At 52.4% G+C, this 19,062-nt stretch carries 15 protein-coding genes; 3 read left to right on the forward strand and 12 right to left on the reverse strand.

Annotation, left to right across the window (positions count from 1 at the left end; genetic code table 11):
• Window positions 1-17: 17 nt before the first annotated feature.
• From Q0W37_RS00875 to Q0W37_RS00925, 11 genes are all read right to left on the reverse strand, one after another.
• A complete protein-coding gene (locus tag Q0W37_RS00875; RefSeq protein ID WP_297697861.1) occupies window positions 18-1,070 on the reverse strand; it encodes a tetratricopeptide repeat protein in 1,053 nt (350 codons plus the stop codon).
• Window positions 1,060-1,701: an energy transducer TonB gene (locus Q0W37_RS00880; protein ID WP_297697863.1), complete on the reverse strand. Its 642-nt coding sequence runs from the start codon at window positions 1,699-1,701 to the stop codon at window positions 1,060-1,062. Before Q0W37_RS00880 ends, Q0W37_RS00875 begins: the two co-directional genes overlap by 11 nt.
• Before the next feature lie 167 nt (window positions 1,702-1,868).
• Window positions 1,869-2,273 carry a biopolymer transporter ExbD gene (locus tag Q0W37_RS00885; protein WP_072978215.1) on the reverse strand — a complete coding sequence of 135 codons (405 nt, stop codon included), beginning with the start codon at window positions 2,271-2,273 and terminating at the stop codon, window positions 1,869-1,871.
• Window positions 2,273-2,980, reverse strand: a complete 708-nt coding sequence (locus tag Q0W37_RS00890) for a MotA/TolQ/ExbB proton channel family protein (RefSeq protein ID WP_297697865.1) — start codon at window positions 2,978-2,980, stop codon at window positions 2,273-2,275. The genes Q0W37_RS00885 and Q0W37_RS00890 overlap by 1 nt, the downstream gene beginning before the upstream one ends.
• Window positions 2,981-4,468, reverse strand: coding sequence for a MotA/TolQ/ExbB proton channel family protein (locus tag Q0W37_RS00895; RefSeq protein WP_297697866.1), 1,488 nt, complete (start codon window positions 4,466-4,468; stop codon window positions 2,981-2,983). It abuts the gene before it with no gap.
• Window positions 4,469-5,263 carry a DUF3450 family protein gene (locus Q0W37_RS00900; protein ID WP_297697868.1) on the reverse strand — a complete coding sequence of 265 codons (795 nt, stop codon included), beginning with the start codon at window positions 5,261-5,263 and terminating at the stop codon, window positions 4,469-4,471.
• 165 nt (window positions 5,264-5,428) lie between these two features.
• Window positions 5,429-6,166: an ankyrin repeat domain-containing protein gene (locus tag Q0W37_RS00905; protein WP_297697870.1), complete on the reverse strand. Its 738-nt coding sequence runs from the start codon at window positions 6,164-6,166 to the stop codon at window positions 5,429-5,431.
• Window positions 6,167-6,288: 122 nt separating this feature from the next.
• The gene (locus Q0W37_RS00910; RefSeq protein ID WP_297697872.1) at window positions 6,289-7,566 is read right to left on the reverse strand and encodes a glycoside hydrolase family 13 protein; all 1,278 of its coding nucleotides are present in this window, start codon (window positions 7,564-7,566) and stop codon (window positions 6,289-6,291) included.
• 1 nt (window position 7,567) lies between these two features.
• On the reverse strand, window positions 7,568-9,541 hold the full coding sequence (locus Q0W37_RS00915) for a 4-alpha-glucanotransferase (protein WP_297697874.1): 1,974 nt from the start codon (window positions 9,539-9,541) through the stop codon (window positions 7,568-7,570).
• Window positions 9,542-10,169: 628 nt separating this feature from the next.
• On the reverse strand, window positions 10,170-11,789 hold the full coding sequence (locus Q0W37_RS00920; RefSeq protein WP_072800406.1) for an acyl-CoA carboxylase subunit beta: 1,620 nt from the start codon (window positions 11,787-11,789) through the stop codon (window positions 10,170-10,172).
• Window positions 11,790-11,914: 125 nt separating this feature from the next.
• A complete protein-coding gene (locus Q0W37_RS00925) occupies window positions 11,915-13,810 on the reverse strand; it encodes an AIPR family protein (RefSeq protein WP_297697876.1) in 1,896 nt (631 codons plus the stop codon).
• Between the two features lie 264 nt (window positions 13,811-14,074).
• Here Q0W37_RS00925 and Q0W37_RS00930 point away from each other — a divergent pair, with 264 nt between their 5' ends.
• From Q0W37_RS00930 to Q0W37_RS00940, 3 genes are all read left to right on the forward strand, one after another.
• A complete protein-coding gene (locus Q0W37_RS00930) occupies window positions 14,075-14,827 on the forward strand; it encodes a leucine-rich repeat domain-containing protein (protein ID WP_297697878.1) in 753 nt (250 codons plus the stop codon).
• A 136-nt stretch (window positions 14,828-14,963) separates the two neighbouring features.
• Entirely contained in the window at window positions 14,964-16,202 is a 1,239-nt protein-coding gene (locus tag Q0W37_RS00935; RefSeq protein WP_297697880.1) for a S41 family peptidase, read from the forward strand.
• A gap of 9 nt (window positions 16,203-16,211) precedes the next feature.
• The gene (locus Q0W37_RS00940) at window positions 16,212-17,639 is read left to right on the forward strand and encodes a S41 family peptidase (protein ID WP_297697882.1); all 1,428 of its coding nucleotides are present in this window, start codon (window positions 16,212-16,214) and stop codon (window positions 17,637-17,639) included.
• Here Q0W37_RS00940 and Q0W37_RS00945 read toward each other — a convergent pair whose 3' ends face one another.
• Window positions 17,640-18,953 carry a M23 family metallopeptidase gene (locus Q0W37_RS00945; RefSeq protein ID WP_297697884.1) on the reverse strand — a complete coding sequence of 438 codons (1,314 nt, stop codon included), beginning with the start codon at window positions 18,951-18,953 and terminating at the stop codon, window positions 17,640-17,642.
• Window positions 18,954-19,062: the final 109 nt, after the last annotated feature.

Here is a 19,062-nt window from a genome sequence, read left to right on the forward strand (position 1 = left end):
GCGCTACACCGGAAAAATCATTTTTTTTCGCGAATACGCTTGTACAGACTTTCGGCCTTTTCGGTATCGCCGGCGTTCGAGAAAACGTGACCTACATTTTCGGCTCCGATACGTCCTTGGGAATTTCCCGCAAGCCACGCTTTCATATAACATTCAAAAGCTTCGTCGTAGCGTTTTTGGGTAAAGTAAATTTGTCCTAAATCAAGATTCAAATCAGCCTTTCCCTTGCTATGCCGGAGGCCTTCTTCGAGCGTGAAGATCGCCATCCACGGAGAATTATTCTGCACATACATTTGCGCGAGGTAGCGGCGGGCAGAAACATTTTCCGGATCCATCAAAATTCCGTTTTCCATCTCGTTCAGGGACTGCCGCGTAGAATCCATGCTGCGGTAATAGTAGGCCATGGTAAAGTGCACATCGGCGCCTGCGGTAGCCGTCATCTGGAGAGCATTCTGAAGCGTCTTGATGGCATATTCATAGTCGCCGAGTTTTTCGTAGACTTCGGCAAGGCCGTACCACGCATCCATTCGGTCCGGATTCAGCTGCAGGGCTCGTTCAAAATTTTTCTGCGCAAGCGTCCAGTCGCGCCCCTTCAAGTAACATTCCGCCAAAGCAAAATGCACATGGTCCGATTCCACGCCAAGTTCGACAGCACGGTTGTAAGCAGCAATGGCCTCGCCTACGTCGCCCCCCAAATAATAGAGGTCACCCAGGAGCATCCAAGCCTTTTCAAATGTCGGCAGCAGTTCCACGGTGCGCTTGTAGGCCACCATTGCAACCTGCTTGCGGTCGAGTTGCACCAAGGCGTTTCCCAGGTTGAACCAGGCGAAAGGTTCGTAGCGGCCCTCATCAATCGCGGCACGATACAGCGGCACCGCTTCCTTGAATTTTCCCTGATCGTACAACTCATTAGCCTTGAAGAAATAATCTTCAGCAGCGAAAAGAGGAATCGCATAAAATAAAATCAAGACGAGAGACAAGAGACGAGAGACGAGAGAATTCCGTCTCAAACTTCTTTCGTCTTTCGTCTGTAGGGCGAAGCCCGTTCTTTCGTCTAATCTAGTTGACAAAGCGGAACTCCTTTGTGGCTTTCTGCGCCACGGGGAAACCGCCCAGCTGCGCGGGGCTAAACTTCCACTGTCTTACGGCCTTCAGGGCTTCGTTGTCAAATCCATATCCGGGCGGCTCCTGCGTAAGCACCTGAGCCTGCGCCACGTCGCCATACACGTCAATCACAATCAAGACCTTCACGTAACCCGAAACGCCCATACGTTTCGCCTTTTCGGGAAACTTCGGCTGGATTTCACGCAACACCTGCGCCTGTTCATCCACCTCGCCAGCTTCGTAAACGACATTCTCCATCGAGCCCGTTCCCACAGCCACGCCGTCACCTGCAGCACCGCGCGCAAGCGAGAGATCCATCTGGAAATTCTGACTACGGGACACGCCCATGTTCGCCGAGATCTTGAACGGGTTCGGGTTCATCACGGTCCGCAGCACCTTCTGCTTGACTTCGGGCTTCTTTTCGCTCACTAAAACCTCGACTTCCGTCACCGATTCCAGTTCCTTTTCCGTCTTGACGCCCTTATCGAAGAACAACGTATTGATGACCGGAATCGCAAGGAAGAACACCGCGCTCACCACAAAGGAAAGCACCAATGCCAGCGGGAAGCGGAAATATTTAGCGAAAAAATCAAGCATAAGACTACGAGGTATGGGGTCGGGCATCGCCCTTTGAGGTATGAGCACGGACCTACGGTCCTTTGAGCTTTCAGTATCGCGCCATTGGCACCATCTTTAGCCCAGAGCCTTGCTTGCAAGGCGACCTCATCGCTCAAAGCGAGTGAAACGAGCGTACTAAGTTCCTCTTACTCCTCCTTATTTGCCGAGATGGAGACCTTGCGTACCTTGGCCAAATTACATTCATCAAGAATGTCCACCACTACCCCATTAGGAGCATCGCGGTCACTCACGATAATCACCGGACGGTCAGGCGCCTCGGCCATCATCTGGCGCAGCACCGTGTTGAGCGTCGTCAAGTTCACCTGAGTTTCGTTAATGTGAATCGTGCCCTGACGCGTCACGCCAATCAAGATGCTTTCCTTCGCCAAGTCCTTCGCCGAACTGGCCTTGGGCTTAGTCACGTCAACGCCCGTCTCGCGGGTAAAAGTCGAGGTTACGATAAAGAAGATGAGCAGGATAAACACCATGTCGAGCATCGGCGACACATCTATCTTGCCTGCATCCTGCGAACGTTTACGAATAAAACTCATTAATTCACCTCAGAAATTTCACTATGGATCCCGTCGTTCGCTTCGCTCACTCCAGGATGACCTTCATCAGCGGAAAACACATAAGACTCGTACTTAAGGGCTTCGCTCCACGCCTGTTTTTCGACGTTTTCAACGCGGCTCGCCAAGAAATTGTAGGCAAGCATCAGCGGAAAAGCCACCAAAAGACCCGCCTGCGTCGTGAGCAAAGCTTCGGAAATACCGTCGGCCAACAGCACCGGGTTTCCGAAACCGAAAAGCTGAATCGTCTCGAAAGTATGCACCATGCCGGACACCGTACCCAAAAGGCCAAGCATCGGGGCAATCGCCGCACAAGTAGAAATCGTCCGTAACGACCGGGACAGGCTCACCGAAATGCGGTGGCGCGTTTCTTCCATCGCATTGCGAACCGCAACAGGCCCCTGATCGCGGAAGTTGCGAACATCCGAAGCTAGCGCATAGAAATATCCGTAGCGGCGGCGTTCCAGTTTCTTGAAGGCGGCCTCTTCACCGTTCTTTTTTAATGTACGCCAGAATCCGCCGAGGCCGTTTATGTTTCCGCCTCTCAGCATAAAGTAATAACCGTAGCGTTCAATCATCAGAAACCAGCCGAACCACCCCAGAATAAATATAGGGGCAAGCACCCAGCCACCGCGAAACACGATAGCCATGGCCGCTTCGATGACCGATATTTGATTGACGGCTTCCAACTACTTTTCCTTGATCCAGAGGGCGTTCAGCACGGTGAGACCGGCACTTTCCATGCGGGTGCGCAGGGCATCGGCGCGGTTCATCAAGAAGGTATGAATCAGCTGCAGCGGAATTGCAACGATAAGGCCCGCTTCCGTCGTGACAAGAGCAATCGAGATACCGCCCGCCAAAAGCTTCGGGTCAGAAGTACCATGCATCGTAATCACGTCGAAAAGTTCGATCATACCCATCACCGTACCCAAGAGACCGAGCAACGGAGCGGTCGCCGCAAACACGGAAATCCAGGTGAGGCCTGATTCCAGTTTCGGGACATCGGCGCTAAACAATTCTTCGAGTGCCTTCTCGGCTCCTTCGCGGCCCGCGTAATTCTTGGCAAGCACCGTCTTGAGCACCTTGCCCACCTTGCCGTGAACCTTTGCCGACAGCTGACGGGCCGTATCGATATCGCCCTTCTTCAAGGCCTTGATGCAGCGCCTTGTCGAAAGTCCACCGAAGCCCACCACCATGAGCCACACGAAACGCCACAAGGCAACCAACAAGCCAAGTGCAAACAGCGTCACAATCGGATACATCAGGATGCCGCCATTCTTGAAGAATTCGCGGAGTTCATCCTTCCATGTCTTTTCCTGATGGTTCGCCATTTCCGAAGAAAGCTCCGTACTCAAGAGCACATCGACAGGCACCATCGAATAAGCGGAATCCTTCGAGCTTGTAAAGGCCTTGCTGATTTCGGACTTCGTATCGGGAGTCAAATTTTCTTGCCAGCTAAAGGCACGCTTCTTTTCGCCCGCCACCGGGAGCATCAGCGCCGCCGGATGCAAGCCGTTGATATCGACAGCATTTGCCATCTGCATCGCATAGAGGCCACCCAGTCGCAAGCGGTTTCCCTTTGCCACGGCAGATCCGAAAACGAGTTCCGCATTTTCCAGCTGGATTTCACGGGTAAAGGCAAGTTCGCCTTTCGCCACGTTCAAGAGCGCCGTCGCAATACGTACCGGGTCGTCGCGGTAGAGGCCCATTTCCTTCTTCACCTTGTTCTGCGCTTCGACGCGCTCCGCAATCTTGAAGGGGATTCCCTGTTCCGCAAACTTCGAAAGCGTTTCCAGGCGTTCGGGGCCTGCCGCAAGCGACAGATATTCGGCACGGGCCTTTTCCGCCTGCAACTTGACCTGCGCCAAGTCCTCGCGGGCCACACGCACGTCCTCGAACAGACGCGCACGATCCGACATCAGGGCGTCGACCTTTTCCTTGCTTTCGTTATACTTTTCGTTAAAGAGTTCGCGTTCCTGGTTCGCCGTTTCGCGGTCCTTCCAGCGAGCAGCGACAGCCATGTCACGTTTCTTGCGGGCTTCTTCGAGGTCCGCCTTAGCACTGTTGAGCGCGGCACGCTTCTTCACCGCATCGATATCGGCATTCTGCTGCGCAAAAGAAAGAGGCGCGAGCATTGCGAATGCAGCGATTAATAAAGGCTTAAGTGCGCTTTTCATCTACTGGGCCTCCTTCGGAATGGCGACAGGAATCGTCACAAGCCTCGGAGCGGTCTTTCCTTCGGCAACTTTCATCACATCCTTAAGTATCGAACGCATCGCTAAATCTTCGGACACGTTTTTCCAGGCATAACCGCCATCGCCTGTCCGATTAAGCCACAGCACGTCGTTACCGTCGTTACTCACAAACACCGACGCGACTGCACCATAGCGCAAATAAGTTCCCGGAACGCTGCGGGCATCCACCTGCAGGAATCCCTTGTAGACTTCGGTCGTGTAACCGAGACGGATGCGGTCATAAAAGACTTCGAGCGCACGGTTCAGGCCGTCATCCGCTTCGATGAGCCCCTTATGCAGCTGGTTCGCAATTTCCTGGACGCTCTTGACCGTTTCTTCATTGCGGTAAGGAAAATCCGACTCGAACACCGGCACCAGCGAATCGATCACCTTCGCAAGCGATTCACCATACTTGGCCTTACGGTTTTCAAAGTACTTGACCGTTCCCATAGCCTTCTGACGGGCATCGGCAAGGTTCTTGAGTTCAGCCTTCAGGGAATCGATTTCGGCCTTCAAGGTCTTGTTCTGCGAAGCAAGGGCCTGCACCTTCTTGCGCCCGACCTCGACAAACTCGGAATGGCGTTTCTTTTCGGCGTCGTGAAGCGACTTCTCGCGAGCGGTTTCCGCCTCCACCGCCTTGATTTGGCGACGAACGCTTTCCACAGTCTCCTGGGCCTGCGATACGGCTCCCGCAAGGCACAGACAAAGGAAAATCCTAGTCAACAAGTGTAATTTCATAGGGCTAAAAATACAAAGAACCGCAGCCACTAGACCACGGTTCCATGTGAGATAAATGCGAAAATCCGCTAAAAACAGGAGATTCCCACCAAGGTGGCCATGCGCACTAAGCAACAAGTTGCTAAGTGCTGTCCGCCCGCCTTCGCGGGAATGACGCAAGCGAAATTACTTCTTGGAATCCTTGAAGTACTGCGGAGTGTTCTTGGCGCCGGCCTTCTTAAGAGCCTTGATCAAGCGGGTATAACCTTCATTGGTAGCCCAGTCAAGCACAGAGTAGCCCTGACCGCACTTGGCGTTCACGTCTACACCCTTGTTGATGAGGAACATCATGGCGTCGTACTGGCCGTTCTTTACGGTCCAGTGGATCGGCAAGTAACCGTCTGCACTGCGGGAGTCGAGCGGAGCACCGGCATCGGCCAGAACTTCGAGCATATCGACCTTACCGGTCTTTGCGGCGAGAAGCACAGCGGTACCGAGAGACTGCATTTCAGCACCTTCGGACTTGAGCTGAGTCAGAAGACGGTTCACGACTTCCTTGTTGCCCATCATCACGGCATTGTCGATCACGGCTTCGCCGTTGCCATTCTTAACATCGGCCTTGGCTCCATGACTGAACAAATAATCGAGAACCACCATGTTGCCCTTATTGGCGGCAATAGCCACGGCGTTGTTGCCATTGTCTGCCGGAGCGTCGATTTCAAAAGAAGCCTGCAGGAAAAGAGTCATCTTGGCAGTGTCGCCACTTGCGGCAAACGACACGAACTGGTTCGGCGTAAAGGGAATCTGCTGCTTGGTCAGGTACTTACGCACGGACTGCGGATCGTTCGGATCCATCTTATCGTTACAGCCGGTAACGGACATCATCAAAGCGGCCGCACAAAGAGCCAACAACTGCTTTTTCATAAAAATCTACTCCAAAAGAGGTTTTTTCTTATTTTTGGTCTAAAAATAAACAATTTTTGCGTATTTAACAAAAAAAAACTCTATTTAGAACTTTTTTTTACCAAATTTTGGGAAAGAAAGCTTCAGATCTTTTTTGTTTCGATCGTAAAGGGCAGATCGCCGGCAAAAGTTTCGACATCCACGGTGAGCGTCATCGAGACGCCCTTGCCCCTGCGCTCCACGACAAGGCGATTATCCTCGCAACGGATATCCAGGCTCCCGTCGCGAAGGACAGAATTTTTCTTGCGCATATCGACCATCTGCCGAATAAATTCATACATCGGCTTCTTCTGCATTTCGCCCAGATTTTCCCAGGGAACGCTACGGCGATTATCGGGGTCCTTGCCGCCTTTCATCGAAAGTTCCTCGCCGTAGTAAATGCAAGGGGCGCCCGGCATAAAGAAGAGGAGCGCATAGGCGAGCTTGATGCGTTCGATGCTGGTGCGCGGCTGCGACCCGAGACGGGTCGTATCGTGGCTTCCGAGCAAGTTCATGGGGATGTCGCCACGGCCTTCCACGAAGGCCCCGCGCACCCGTTCACAGAATTCCGCAACATCAATCGGATTCTCGTCGAAAAGGAACTGCATCACCGCCTTGCGGAAAACGTAGTTCATCACACCGTCGAACAGGTCGCCTTTCAGCCAACGCAGAGGGTCGTCCCAGATTTCACCGACAATATAGGCATCAGGGTTCACCGCCTTCACGCGACGGCGGAACTCCTGCCAGAAACTGTCATCGTCAATTTCGTTCGGAACATCGAGGCGCCAACCGTCAATGCCACGTTTCATCCAGTACTCGCCCACCGAGAACAGGTATTCGCGCACATCGGGGCAGTCCGTGTTGAACTTCGGAAGTGCCGGGAAATTCCACCAACATTCGTAATTGGGTTTCCCCGAATAGGCGTTCAACGGCCAACCCTTTACATGGAACCAGTCCACATACGGCGAATTCGGCCCCAGTTCCATAAGGCTATTGAACTGGAAGAATCCTCGCGAGCAATGGTTGAATACGCCATCCAGAATCACGCGAATTTTCAGCTTGTGCGCCTTCTTCACAAGCCGGTCAAAATCTTCGAGCGTACCGAGCACCGGGTCAATCTCGAAGTAGTCCACCGTGTGGTAACGATGATTCGAATTGCTCTTGAAAATCGGGCAAAGGTAAATCGCGTTTACGCCGAGGCCCGCAATGTACTCTAGTTTATCTTCAATACCCGCAAGGTTTCCGCCAAACATGTTTTCGCGAGTGGGCTTACTTCCCCACTCCACGAACTTGCCTACGGCATGGTAACGCTCCGAACGGCAAAAGCGGTCCGGAAAAATCTGATAGAAAATGGCGTCTTTAACCCAAGCAGGAGCGAACATCCTAGATCTTCCACATCGGGCGGCGCTTGCGCACATCCACGAGCATTCGGATATCGGAGCTAAGCGAAGCATAGTCCATCAGTTCGTCGACCGAGCAAGGCATGCGGTAGCACCAGTTGGCACCACCCACCGTACCCGGCACGTTCACGCGTTCCGATTCCGGAGAGCACTTGGAAAGGCTTGCCGAAAGAGCAAAGTAATCCTGCACCGGCAAGATGCAGAACAAGCTATTCGCCGTGAACACATGCGTCAAAATGGCACGGGCGACTGAGGGCGTAATCTCGGCAGGAGCATTTCCCGGCAGGTGCGCATGGGACCAGTACAGGTCGCGGTCGAAATCGCTTTCCTGCCACAGTCCACGCAGGTTCGAGGTATCGTGGCAGCTCGTGGCGCACACGGACAAGCGCGGGTATTCGTCCATTTCGTAGTACGGAGAATACGGAGCATTCCAGTTGCGAGCCCAGCGTTCAATACGCAGCGAAAGAATGTTGAGTTTCTTGAGAACGGACGGTACGCAAGGCGGCACGGCACCCAGGTCTTCGGCACAAACCAGCATGTCGGTTTCCTGCGAAAGCACCGTCAAAAGCTTCGTCGCGTTCGCCTCCCACAGGCTGTTCTGCGCATTTTCGTTATCCTTGATAATGTTGCGCAGCCTATCCTGTTCGTATTCAGGCAAGGTAAAGAACACCGGAGCATTGTACCAGTACCAGTAGGGGTAGAACGTGTTTTCGTCACCCGACGGCACGAACACGCGGTTCCAATACACCTTGAGCAGCTTGTCCTTGACTTCCTGCGGTTCAGGCATTCCAAGAATCGCCTTTTCCGAAGAATATTCCTCTTTCAAGATCAAGCGATCCGGATGACCTTCCAGCTGCGTAAAGCAAACAGGAACCAGTCGTTCGGTATCGTCGCCCAGGAACTCACGCAGCTGGTCTATGCCGTAATTCGGACGGCGCAGGTATTCAAGCGTTTCACGAATGAACCCGGACTGAGAAAGCTTGTCCCAAGTAAGCGGAACACACGGATTGAAATATCCCAAAATGCCAGTCACTTCTTTCTGCGGAATCGACCAGATACGGAAGAAGCCGAGCACGTGGTCAATGCGGTAGGCGTGGTAGAACTTGCTTGCCTGAGCAAGGCGACGGCGCCACCATACAAAGTCATCTTTTTCGATTACATCCCAGCGGTAAGTCGGGAAACCCCAGTTCTGACCGCTGTAGCTGAACATGTCAGGAGGTGCGCCGGCACGGTCGTCGAGCGAAAAATACTTGCGGTCGGCCCAGACATCCGCACTATCCTCGTTGATAAGAATCGGGATATCGCCCTTCAGGCGAATCCCCATCTTGGAGATTTCTGCAACGGCAGTACCGAACTGCTTTTCGGCTTCGAACTGCATCCATGCCTGGAAGAGATTATCCTTTTCGAACTTCTTCCAGAGCTTTTCAATATCCTTTGCAGAAGGATCGCGGTAGTCATTCCAGTCCTTCCAGCTGCATTCGTTATTCAGCGACTTCAGGGTGCAATACACGCAGTACGACTTCGCCCAGGCATTGTCATCAATCCAGCGCTGCAACACCTTGTCCTTTTTCAAATCGTCATAACGATTATCAAAAATCTTGCGGAGGATAAAGCGCTTCCACGTCGAAATATGGTAATAGTCAATCTTACCCAGCTTTTCAAAATCAGCCTTGGCGTCCTGAATTTCCTCTTCGTACTCCGAAGAACCTTCCACCGACTGCACATTGATAAACACCGGATTCAGGGCAAAGGCGCTCCTCGCACTGTAGGGGCTGGACTCAGCGCCCGTGTCATTCACCGGCAAAAGTTGAATAATATTGAAGTCGCAGTAGGCCGTCCAGCGTGCAAACGGAATCAGGTCCAAAAATTCACCGATACCGATGCTCTGCTTGCTGTAAAGGCTAAAGAGGGGAACGGCTACGCCGCTCTGGAAATTAGAAATGTCACCGTAACGCATGGCACAAATTTAGTTAATTCGGAATTCGGATTTTCAAATTCAGAATTATTTTTCAACAGTCCATTTCAATTATTTGCGAAAATGCAGAATGATGATTTTCAAAATATTTTATTATACTTACAAACATGAGTTACGAATGTAGACATCTGCGAAACACCTTCTGCAACAAGCGCAAAAAGGAATGCGACCCCGGTGCCCCCGGCTGCGTACTGCGCGGACGATTCGTATTTCCCTTCAGCGAATCCGCTAACAGAAAAACCCCCGACAAAGTCGAGGGTAAAAATCAGAAATAATTTTTTTTGCGCAGTCTGTACTGTGAGCCACAAACGACTCGTCTTAACGAGTCGTGGTGGCGAGAGTGCGAGCCAATCGTAAGAACCGACTTATTTGCAGCTCGCGCAGTCTGTATAGTGAGCCACAAACGACTCGTCTTAACGAGTCGTGGTGGCGAGAGCGCGAGCCAATCGTAAGAACCGACTTATTTGCAGTTCGCGCGGTCTGTATAGTGAGCCACAAACGACTCGTCTTAACGAGTCGTGGTGGCGAGAGCGCGAGCCAATCGTAAGAACCGACTTATTTGCAGCTCGCGCGGTCTGTATAGTGAGCCACAAACGACTCACGATATTTACTACAGCGGAATGTTCGCGTGCTTCTTCCAATGGCGCTTCTGTTCCTTGGTCTTCAAGGCGTCAAAAGCGGCAATCAGGCGCTTGCGAACATCGGCCGGGTGAATCACTTCGTCGACCACGCCCATAGAAGCGGCAACGTAGGGGTTCATCAGCTCTTCTTCGTACTTGGCAATGCACTGGGCGCGAGCGGCCACCGGATCCGGGGCAGCGGCGATTTCCTTCTTGTTGATGATTTCCACAGCACCTTCGGCACCCATCACGGCCACCTGAGCAATCGGAAGGGCGAACACGTAGTCGGCACCCACGTCCTTGCTGTTCATGGCAATGTAGGCGCCACCGAAAGCCTTACGCAGAATGAGCGTCACCTTCGGCACGGTCGCTTCGGCAAAGGCGTAAAGGAGCTTTGCACCGTGGCGGATAATGCCCGAGTATTCCTGCTTGGAACCCGGCATGTAACCCGGAACATCAGCGAGGGCGAGGAGCGGAATGTTGAACGCGTCGCAGAAGCGAACAAAGCGGCCTGCCTTGTCGGAACCGTCCACGTCCAAGGAACCAGCGAGCACCTTCGGCTGGTTAGCCACGATACCGATGGCTTCACCGTTCAGGCGAGCAAAGCCGATCACCACGTTCTTGCCCCAGTCGCTCTGCACTTCAAAGAAGCTGTCGGCATCGGCAAAGGCGGCAATCACGGACTTCACGTCGTAAGCCTGCTTGTAGTTATCCGGAACGATGTCCTGGATAGAGGCGCTGTTGTCGAAGGATGCGGCAACTTCGGTCGATTCGGACTTGGAGAACAGCTTCTTGAAGAAACCTTCGTCGTTCTTGGCGGCTTCGGCAATCTTGCAGTTGCATTCGGCAGATTCCTTGCGGTTGCTCTGCGGCAAGTAGCTGAGGAGCTTGCGGACACCTTCGAGGCACTTCTTGTCGTCTTCGTACATGAAGTGAGCCACGCCGGACTTGGAAGTATGCACCGGAGCGCCACCAAGTTCAGCGGCGGTGATGTTTTCACCCATCACCTGCTTCACAACAGCCGGGCCCGTGAGGAACATCTGGCTCGTGTTCTGGGTCATGAAAATGAAGTCGCTAAGAGCCGGAGAATAGCAGGCGCCACCAGCGCAGGGGCCCATGATCACAGCAATCTGCGGAATCACGCCAGAAGCCCAAACGTTACGGGCCATGATGGCGCTATAGCCTGCGAGCGAGAACACGCCTTCGTCAATACGGGCTCCACCGCTATCGTTCATGGCGACAAACGGGGCACCGGCTTCGACAGCCATGTCCATCACGCGGCAAATCTTTTCGGCGTGGCACTGGCCCAAGGAGCCACCACCCACCGTAAAGTCCTGGGAGGATGCAAACACCAGACGGCCATTCACCTTGCCGTAACCGGTTACGACGCCGTCACCCAGGACGACCTTGCTTTCCTTGAGCACGCGGTTGCTCGACTTGCGGAGCGCACCGACTTCAACAAACGTACCTTCGTCGAACAGCATCTCCATGCGTTCGCGGGCCGTGCACTTTCCGGACTGGTGCTGCTTATCGACACGGGCAGCCCCACCTGCCGCCTGGGCCTGAGCCAGGTAGCTATCCAGCTTAGCGATATACTTTTCGTTCCACATTTTGTAAAGAACTCCTGTACTGTAAGATTTTCGTAGCCAAAATTAGAAAAAGCCGTTGAGCTAGTCAACGGCTTTTGTTTCTTTTTGTTTAAATAATAAAGATGGAAGAAGTTTGTAGGAATCGATTAGATGAAAGCTTCGATTCCGCCGCGGCACTTTTCCCAAGTGGGGTTCTTCTTGCACAGGAGATCCATCATCTTGTCGTAAGTGGCGGTATTGCTGAAGCCCTTCCACAGGCGGCGTTCCACCGATTCGCCGCTATCCTTGTCGATAGTGGTGATGGTGTCGTAATAAGCCGGATTGTCCTTGAACTCGGAAATCAGGATTCCCTTCAAGTCGTCGGTGTAAATGCGGGCCGCGTACTTGAGGATAGAATCGTTGAAATTGAGTTCGTTTTCCACGAGCCATTCGAAATCCTGGATCGGATCACCGTAGATGAGCCAGTGCTTCAGGGCGAGAGCGACCACCAGGTCCTTCACGGCGCTACGGAAGATGAACTTGTCTTCGAGGCGGCCGTTCCAGGTGATGCGAGTCAGCGGGTTATCGTCGTTCGCTTCGATAGAAACGCCCTTACCCGGGGTCACGCGGCGAATCTTGATCGGCAAACGGCTAAGCAGCTGCCATGCCTTGGTGAAGGCGATAGTCTTACGGACAAAGTCCTTTTCCTTTTCGGGGGCGACGCGCACAAAAGCACCGAAGCAACGCTGGTACAGGGTTTCCTTATCGAAAATGCAATCGCTGCTGCGGCATTCGCTGAGCTTGCCATCCATCATGAAAAGGGTCTTCGCCAGTTCGGGGCGCATACGCACTTCGAGCTTACGGGTACGGGCCTTCAGGCGAACGCCATCCTTATAAACGTAGGTAAAGCCTTCTTCCTGATAGCGCTGCCAAATGAAGAACTGCAGGTCGTCAGCGGCACGCAGATGGTAGCTGAACACCGGGTTCTGGCGGTTGTTGGCCATGGTCACCTGGTTCAAGAAGTTGTCGGCACCGGGGTACGGCACCACGACCTTCACGAGCACCTGCGGGTTCACCGGCTTCTTGCTCTTCTTGGCGTACTGTTCGTAGGTGAACAGGGACTGGGCACCGTTAATAATCTTCGGACGTTCAATGAACAGCACCTTCTTGCCGTCGCGTTCCTTGAGGCGAAGGTCATCGCCCGTAAGCGTCATACCGTTATGGAGGAACGGGAAGTCATCCACGTTCACATTCTGGTCATCGTTACGTTCCATAGTTTGGAATGCATCGATAAGGGCTGCATTCGTGTGCGTGAGGTTACCGAGGTAAGTACGGATGTTACTGGAGACGATTGCCATGTTGTGCTTCGTCTTGAGGCGCTTACCCAGGTTCACGTGATAGTCAAAAATGGTGCGGATGGGGCAGAAACCGAGGAACAGTTCACCGTGATCGGAGGTCAGGTGAAGCGGGTCGGAATCCATCACAATTTCAAGCTTGTCGTCGGCGCTGCGGAAATCGCGGGTCAGGTCGTCATGTTCGGCAATGATTTCGAGCTTCGCCTTGACGTCGTTCTTCCAAATCAGGAGCTTGCGACGCATATCCTTGAGCGTGCGTTCCAGTTCGGAATCGGTGATGTCGCGGCTTGCACGGGTACGGAGCACCGTAATTTCGAGCGTTTCCATGTAGGGGCGGCTTGCCGGGGAATCGGAATCATCGTCGCCTTCTTCGTCGTCGCTAATCTTATTGATTGCCCAAGGATCAGCTTCTTCGCGCAGCGACATGAAGAACGGGTTAGGAGGATCGCTCGTACGGAAAACGGCAATCTGCAGCTGCTTGAGGTCGGAGGTCAGGTGAGCAACAACCTTTTCGAGCGGAGTATCTTCATCGAGGAAGATGAAGAATTCCATAAAGCCCTGGGAATATTGGAAACCATGGAAGCAGCCGTTTTCATCAAGGTTTAGATGCCGGAGTGCCTTAATTCGGTCAGTAGGATCGTTCGGATTGAGACTCAAGAGGCTAGCCACAAATGCTAGACGGCGTTCCTGCGATTTGGTTAGTTCCATTTTTTCCTCAGTTTAGTTATTTACAATAGCAAAAAGCGGGTGCAAACAGGGGCACCTTATTAAAGCTATCGCTTTTCTACCCTAAAAATAGCATCAAAACGCCCTTCTGAGCAAAAAAAAGACAATTTTTTTCAATTTTTTTCATAAAATAGTCCAATTTGTAGTGAACATTTGTGTAAAAATGATACTTTTTTACTTTTTTTGTACAGGAATGCATCTTTTTCAATCAAAAATGCTATGATTTACATCATAGGAGATGTTCATATGAATTTGCTAGAAGTTATTCACAAAGCTAAGACCGAAAAAGCCACCTCGTTAGACCTTTCCCAGAAGGAAATCCGCATCCTTCCCCAGGAACTTTTTGAACTAGAAGATCTCGAAGAACTGGTCCTCGATCGCAATATGCTCGTGGAACTTCCCGACGACATTTCCAGACTCAAAAACCTGAAAAAACTCTCCGTGAGCGAAAACGACCTGATGGAACTCCCGGAAACCATCGGCGAACTCACAAAGCTGGAACACCTCTACCTGGGCTACAATTCCCTCTCCGAACTTCCGGACTCTGTAGGGAACCTCACCAAGCTCCAGACCGTGAACATCGCCAAGAACCAGCTCTTGGACCTCACAAACGAAGTCGGCAAGTGGACAAACGTCACCAAGCTCTCCCTTCACGACAACATGCTTTCCGAAGTCCCGGCAACCCTCGGCAAGCTTAAAAAGCTCCGTAAGCTCTACCTGGACAACAACGACCTGACAAGCATCCCGGCCTCGCTTGGCCACCTGGAATCGCTCGAAGTCCTGATGGTGTCGGGCAACAACCTGGGCGCAATCCCCTCTGAATTTTCGAACCTTAAAAAGCTCAAGGAACTGGTGCTCGACGCAAACCAGCTCGCCACCCTCCCCGAAAGCCTCGCCGAATGCGACAGCCTCGAAACCATATCTGTCGTGGAAAACCCGCTCGAAGGCGGAATCCCGCGTGTGCTTTTGGACAAGAAGGGCCTGAGCATAGACCAGTAGGCCGGCGCAGAGCGCCGTTGAGCTATGAGGTCGCTACGCTTTGAGGTGTGAGAGGAGATTCGCTTTGTTATTTGAAATAAAAAAGCAAAAAGAACGAACGCACAAATGCTCATGGCTCAAAGCGAGCACAGCGAGCGTGCTCATCGCCTTATTCCTCGCTGCCTGTAGTGACTTTTTCCATCCGGTCGAGAGCACTCCCGAACCGACGGAATACAGCTATAACTATTGGCTACTCACGCGCACATACCTGTACGAAGACGAACTGCCGCTGCTGGACGAAGAGGGCGATTCCGTAAACGAACTCTACAACAAGCTTTCGGATCCTTTCACACGGTACGTCCCTCCCGCCAAAAGCGAACAAACAAGGAATCACCTCAATACAAGCATCATTCCGGGTGACGTCGGCATGGAATACTCCGCATATTACAACATGGAGTACCCGATTGTCATCTACCGAGTCTACAAGAACGGCCCCGCCGGACGAGCAGGAGTTCCACGTTTCGGCAACATCTTGAGTGTAAACGGCGTCGAACTTAAGGGTGAAAACGCCTTCAACACTTACGACTCCTTGCTGACCTACAACACAGAAATCTCCATGGTTGTCGCATCGAACAGCGACACCACCCTGTATAAGATGACTAAAGAGGACATCTACGCCCCAACCGTATTCATAGACACCCTGAATAACATACCCTTCATTACCATCACAGGTTTCAAGCTCAACACCGCCGACCAGAAAAACGGAACCCTCGGTGAACTCCGTGCATACCTAGAAGAAACCCGCGGAACGACACAACCGAGGATTCTCGACCTGCGTAGCAATCCGGGCGGACACGTCAGCCAATGTATCGCCATGGCAGACCTGTTTATCGAAAAAGGTGTCATATCAACCCGTTCCTGGCGAAGCATCGCCCCCGACGGAAACCCGACCTACAAGAAAGTAACGGAAACGGCAAAAGAAGGCGATGCCGGCGAAGGCGGAAAATTCATAGCCCTAGTCAACAAGGGGAGCGCAAGTTGCGCCGAAATTTTCGCAGCCGCCATTCAAGAAGGAGCAAACATCCCTATCGTCGGAGACACGACCTACGGCAAAGGCATTGGACAAAGCTCCTGGAATACAATGGCCGGAGGCCTTGCCATCATCACGAACCTCGATTTCTTGACGCCCAAAAACAATTCATACCACAAGACAGGCGTCATTCCAGATTACCCTTGCGAACCGGCAACCATCCAGTGCGGATTAGAAGCCCTGGAACATTTTTACGGAAAGAAATCCAACAAGGCAAGGGTTTTAGAACCCGTTACCCTGCGACGCTCCCTGGATATGGGAGGGGCAATCTTGCAGGGTGACAGTATTTTCTATTTAAAGAACTAACGAGGATTTATGAAGCGAATCATTCATTTCCTTCTTGCAGTTTCTACCGTCGGACTTTTAGCGGCGTGCTCCCAAGTTGTAAGCAGTGACGACAGCCAGGAATGGTCTTTGGTTCCGAGTCAGGACTCGACAACGAACATGACCATTTACGAAGCGGAACTGCTCGATAATTACATCCTGCTCGACCTTTATTATATGTACGGTCACAAGCGTAACGAACTGGACGAAAACTACAAGGTCTATTTGAACAAGGGAACAAAACAGAACCAGGGCAATAAAGGATACTGCACCGCCGAATTCTACGACGTATGCTATATGTACAGCCAAGTCAAGGACAACTACACCCAATATTACGACCCTTACGTAGCAAGTGAAGTCCTGAAAAGAACGAACTATTCAGACATCGTGGTTGGAGTCGGGGCAGAAGTCGAGACCGTCGAAGATAGCGACACCCAATTTTTAAGAATTTCCCAGGTTTACCCGCATTCTCCAAGTGAAAAGGCGGGACTCTTGGAAGGCGACATCATTTACACCATCGACGGTGTTTCCATTAGAACCGAAAAGAACTTCAACGCCATGTGCACCGGAAACAAAGGCGACATTCTCAAGTTCATTGTCGGACGTGATGCAGACACGATTGTCGCCGCCGTGGAACTAGAAGAATATTACACGCCGACCGTTCGACTCCACTACGAAGATTCCATACCGGTCATCGAAATTCAGGAATTCACCCCCCAGACCATCAGCGACTCCGGAACCTACGGAGAATTTATCACCGCCCTGCAAAAGACCAAGGACGCTAAATCGACCATCATCGACTTGCGAAATAATCCAGGCGGAAGCACGAGGCAGTGCAACGACATTTCTTCGGAATTTCTCGCAAAGGGAGACACGATCCTTTCCGACGTACAGACAATGGTCGATTCCGTCTTCGAAAATGAAGAATGGACATACATTCAGGCTTTCGATACAATTACCTACACCGCTGGCAGTGACGGACTCGCCAAGGACCGCTACATAGTCCTGCTAGCCGACACCGCCTCTGCAAGTTGCGCAGAAGTCGTACTCGCCTCCACCATCACAAATAAGAAATCCCCCATTGTAGGGCAACTTTCCTACGGGAAAGGAATCGGTCAGTCGTTCTATACCACCTATAATAACGGACTCGCCCTAGTGACTACGACTGAAGGTTTCGACAAGAACTGGAAAAGTTTCCACGATCTAGGAATACTCCCCGACTACGAAATAGACGACCCCGACGAGCAAATGGCAAAGGCCGTGGAACTCGCCAAGAAAGCAAAAGCTAAACGTTCTGCAGGTTACGGGACTAAAAAGCTAGGGCATTTTGCCAAGGCCTTGCCCGAAGAACCCAAGAACGGCATTTCCAGCTTCAGGGAAATGAAGCTGAGATACAACGACATCGACAAAAGAAAATAACTAAAGATTTCGCATACGCACCATCACATCGGTGGTGTCGTTTGCCTTTACGGCGGGGGCGGCGAGAGTCGCCTCTATTTGCGAGCGGATTTCAGCCACTTCCTTATGCAGGCGGGCCAGGCGTTCGCCTTCGAGCTTCGGGGCGGCAATCATCGTCTTGGACGCCGGATTGATCCAGGCGCCTTTTTCGTTCTTGAAGCCAAGATGCAGATGCGGACCGGTGCTGCGGCCAGTGGAGCCCACGCGGCCAATGCACTGACGGGCAGAAACCTTTGCACCGACACCTACCCCGCGGGCAGAAAGGTGCATGTACCAGCTTTCGGAATTGTCCCTGTGGCGAATGGCAATCTTGTTGCCGCTGAACTGGTCGAAACCGGAAACGGTGACGATACCTTCGGCGACGGCGTAAACGGGAGTGCCCGTAGGACTACCGTAGTCGATACCATAATGTGTCTTGCGCTGGCCGGTAATCGGATGGATGCGGCTACCGAACGGGCTCGTGACATGCAGGCGGTCGAGAGGATAGCGGAGACCATCGTAAACCAAGGCCTCGCCCTTTTCGGTGTAATGGGCGTTAAAGGAACTCTTTGGATCCGGATCTTCGTAGCGGAAAGCCTCGTGGTGGCCGACGATACGTCCATCGAATTCCGCATAGACGACCTTTCCGGAAATCCAGATGGAATCCTGGTAGAAGGTCTCTTCGAGGAGGATGCGGAACTTGTCGCCGGCACGGGCCAAGGGGAAAGCCACCTTGCACTGGAGCACCCCACTCACGATTCCCACCATACGGCCGGGAATACCCACCCTGAAAAGGGTTCCGTTCAGGGTGCTACCTTCGGTAAGCGCTCCTTCAAAAATGGACTGGCGACGAGTCACCGGCTTTTCGATCAGCTTATAGACATAACCCGAATCGGTACGGCTAAGCATGTGGACCGTTGCCGGGTTCGGGGCATAACGGAACTTCTGGACACTCCCCGCCGAATCGAGAGCGGCGTAGAACACCTGCCCCACGCGAAGCTTCGAAAGTTCCACGCTATCCTGCAAGGCAAGCACAATCTTTCCGCGTTCGCGTTCATTAATCTGCATGCGGACAAGCACCTGAAAAAGGCCGTCACCCGCACGGACCGTATCGTTTTGCACGTTCCAGTTGCCGGGAAGCGTTTGAACTTGGTCGATAGCCGCGGAAAGCGAATCAATTTTTGCGCGAAGCCGATCGCCCTCCGCTTTTAGATTCTGAATCTTTTCCTCTTCATTACAACCGAATAGAGACAACGCCAAAAACGCGGACAAGACTAAAAACACGAAACGGTTCACAGGCACCTCAAAATGATAATGCTCCAAATATAGAATATGAATATCGGGATTTGGATTCCCCCTCAGGCGACCGTACAGACCAAAAACAGTTTTCACCCTCGTTTAGACT

The organism is uncultured Fibrobacter sp., from assembly GCF_947166265.1.
In the GTDB taxonomy this organism is placed as follows: Bacteria; Fibrobacterota; Fibrobacteria; order Fibrobacterales; family Fibrobacteraceae; genus Fibrobacter.

Coding starts and splice junctions, on each gene's coding strand:
- Q0W37_RS00885 (WP_072978215.1), bottom strand. CDS start 2,273: ATGAGTTTTATTCGTAAACGTTCGCAGGATGCAGGCAAGATAGATGTG.
- Q0W37_RS00910 (WP_297697872.1), bottom strand. CDS start 7,566: ATGTTCGCTCCTGCTTGGGTTAAAGACGCCATTTTCTATCAGATTTTT.
- Q0W37_RS00915 (WP_297697874.1), bottom strand. CDS start 9,541: ATGCGTTACGGTGACATTTCTAATTTCCAGAGCGGCGTAGCCGTTCCC.
- Q0W37_RS00930 (WP_297697878.1), top strand. CDS start 14,075: ATGAATTTGCTAGAAGTTATTCACAAAGCTAAGACCGAAAAAGCCACC.
- Q0W37_RS00880 (WP_297697863.1), bottom strand. CDS start 1,701: ATGCTTGATTTTTTCGCTAAATATTTCCGCTTCCCGCTGGCATTGGTG.
- Q0W37_RS00905 (WP_297697870.1), bottom strand. CDS start 6,166: ATGAAAAAGCAGTTGTTGGCTCTTTGTGCGGCCGCTTTGATGATGTCC.
- Q0W37_RS00900 (WP_297697868.1), bottom strand. CDS start 5,263: ATGAAATTACACTTGTTGACTAGGATTTTCCTTTGTCTGTGCCTTGCG.
- Q0W37_RS00895 (WP_297697866.1), bottom strand. CDS start 4,468: ATGAAAAGCGCACTTAAGCCTTTATTAATCGCTGCATTCGCAATGCTC.
- Q0W37_RS00925 (WP_297697876.1), bottom strand. CDS start 13,810: ATGGAACTAACCAAATCGCAGGAACGCCGTCTAGCATTTGTGGCTAGC.
- Q0W37_RS00940 (WP_297697882.1), top strand. CDS start 16,212: ATGAAGCGAATCATTCATTTCCTTCTTGCAGTTTCTACCGTCGGACTT.
- Q0W37_RS00920 (WP_072800406.1), bottom strand. CDS start 11,789: ATGTGGAACGAAAAGTATATCGCTAAGCTGGATAGCTACCTGGCTCAG.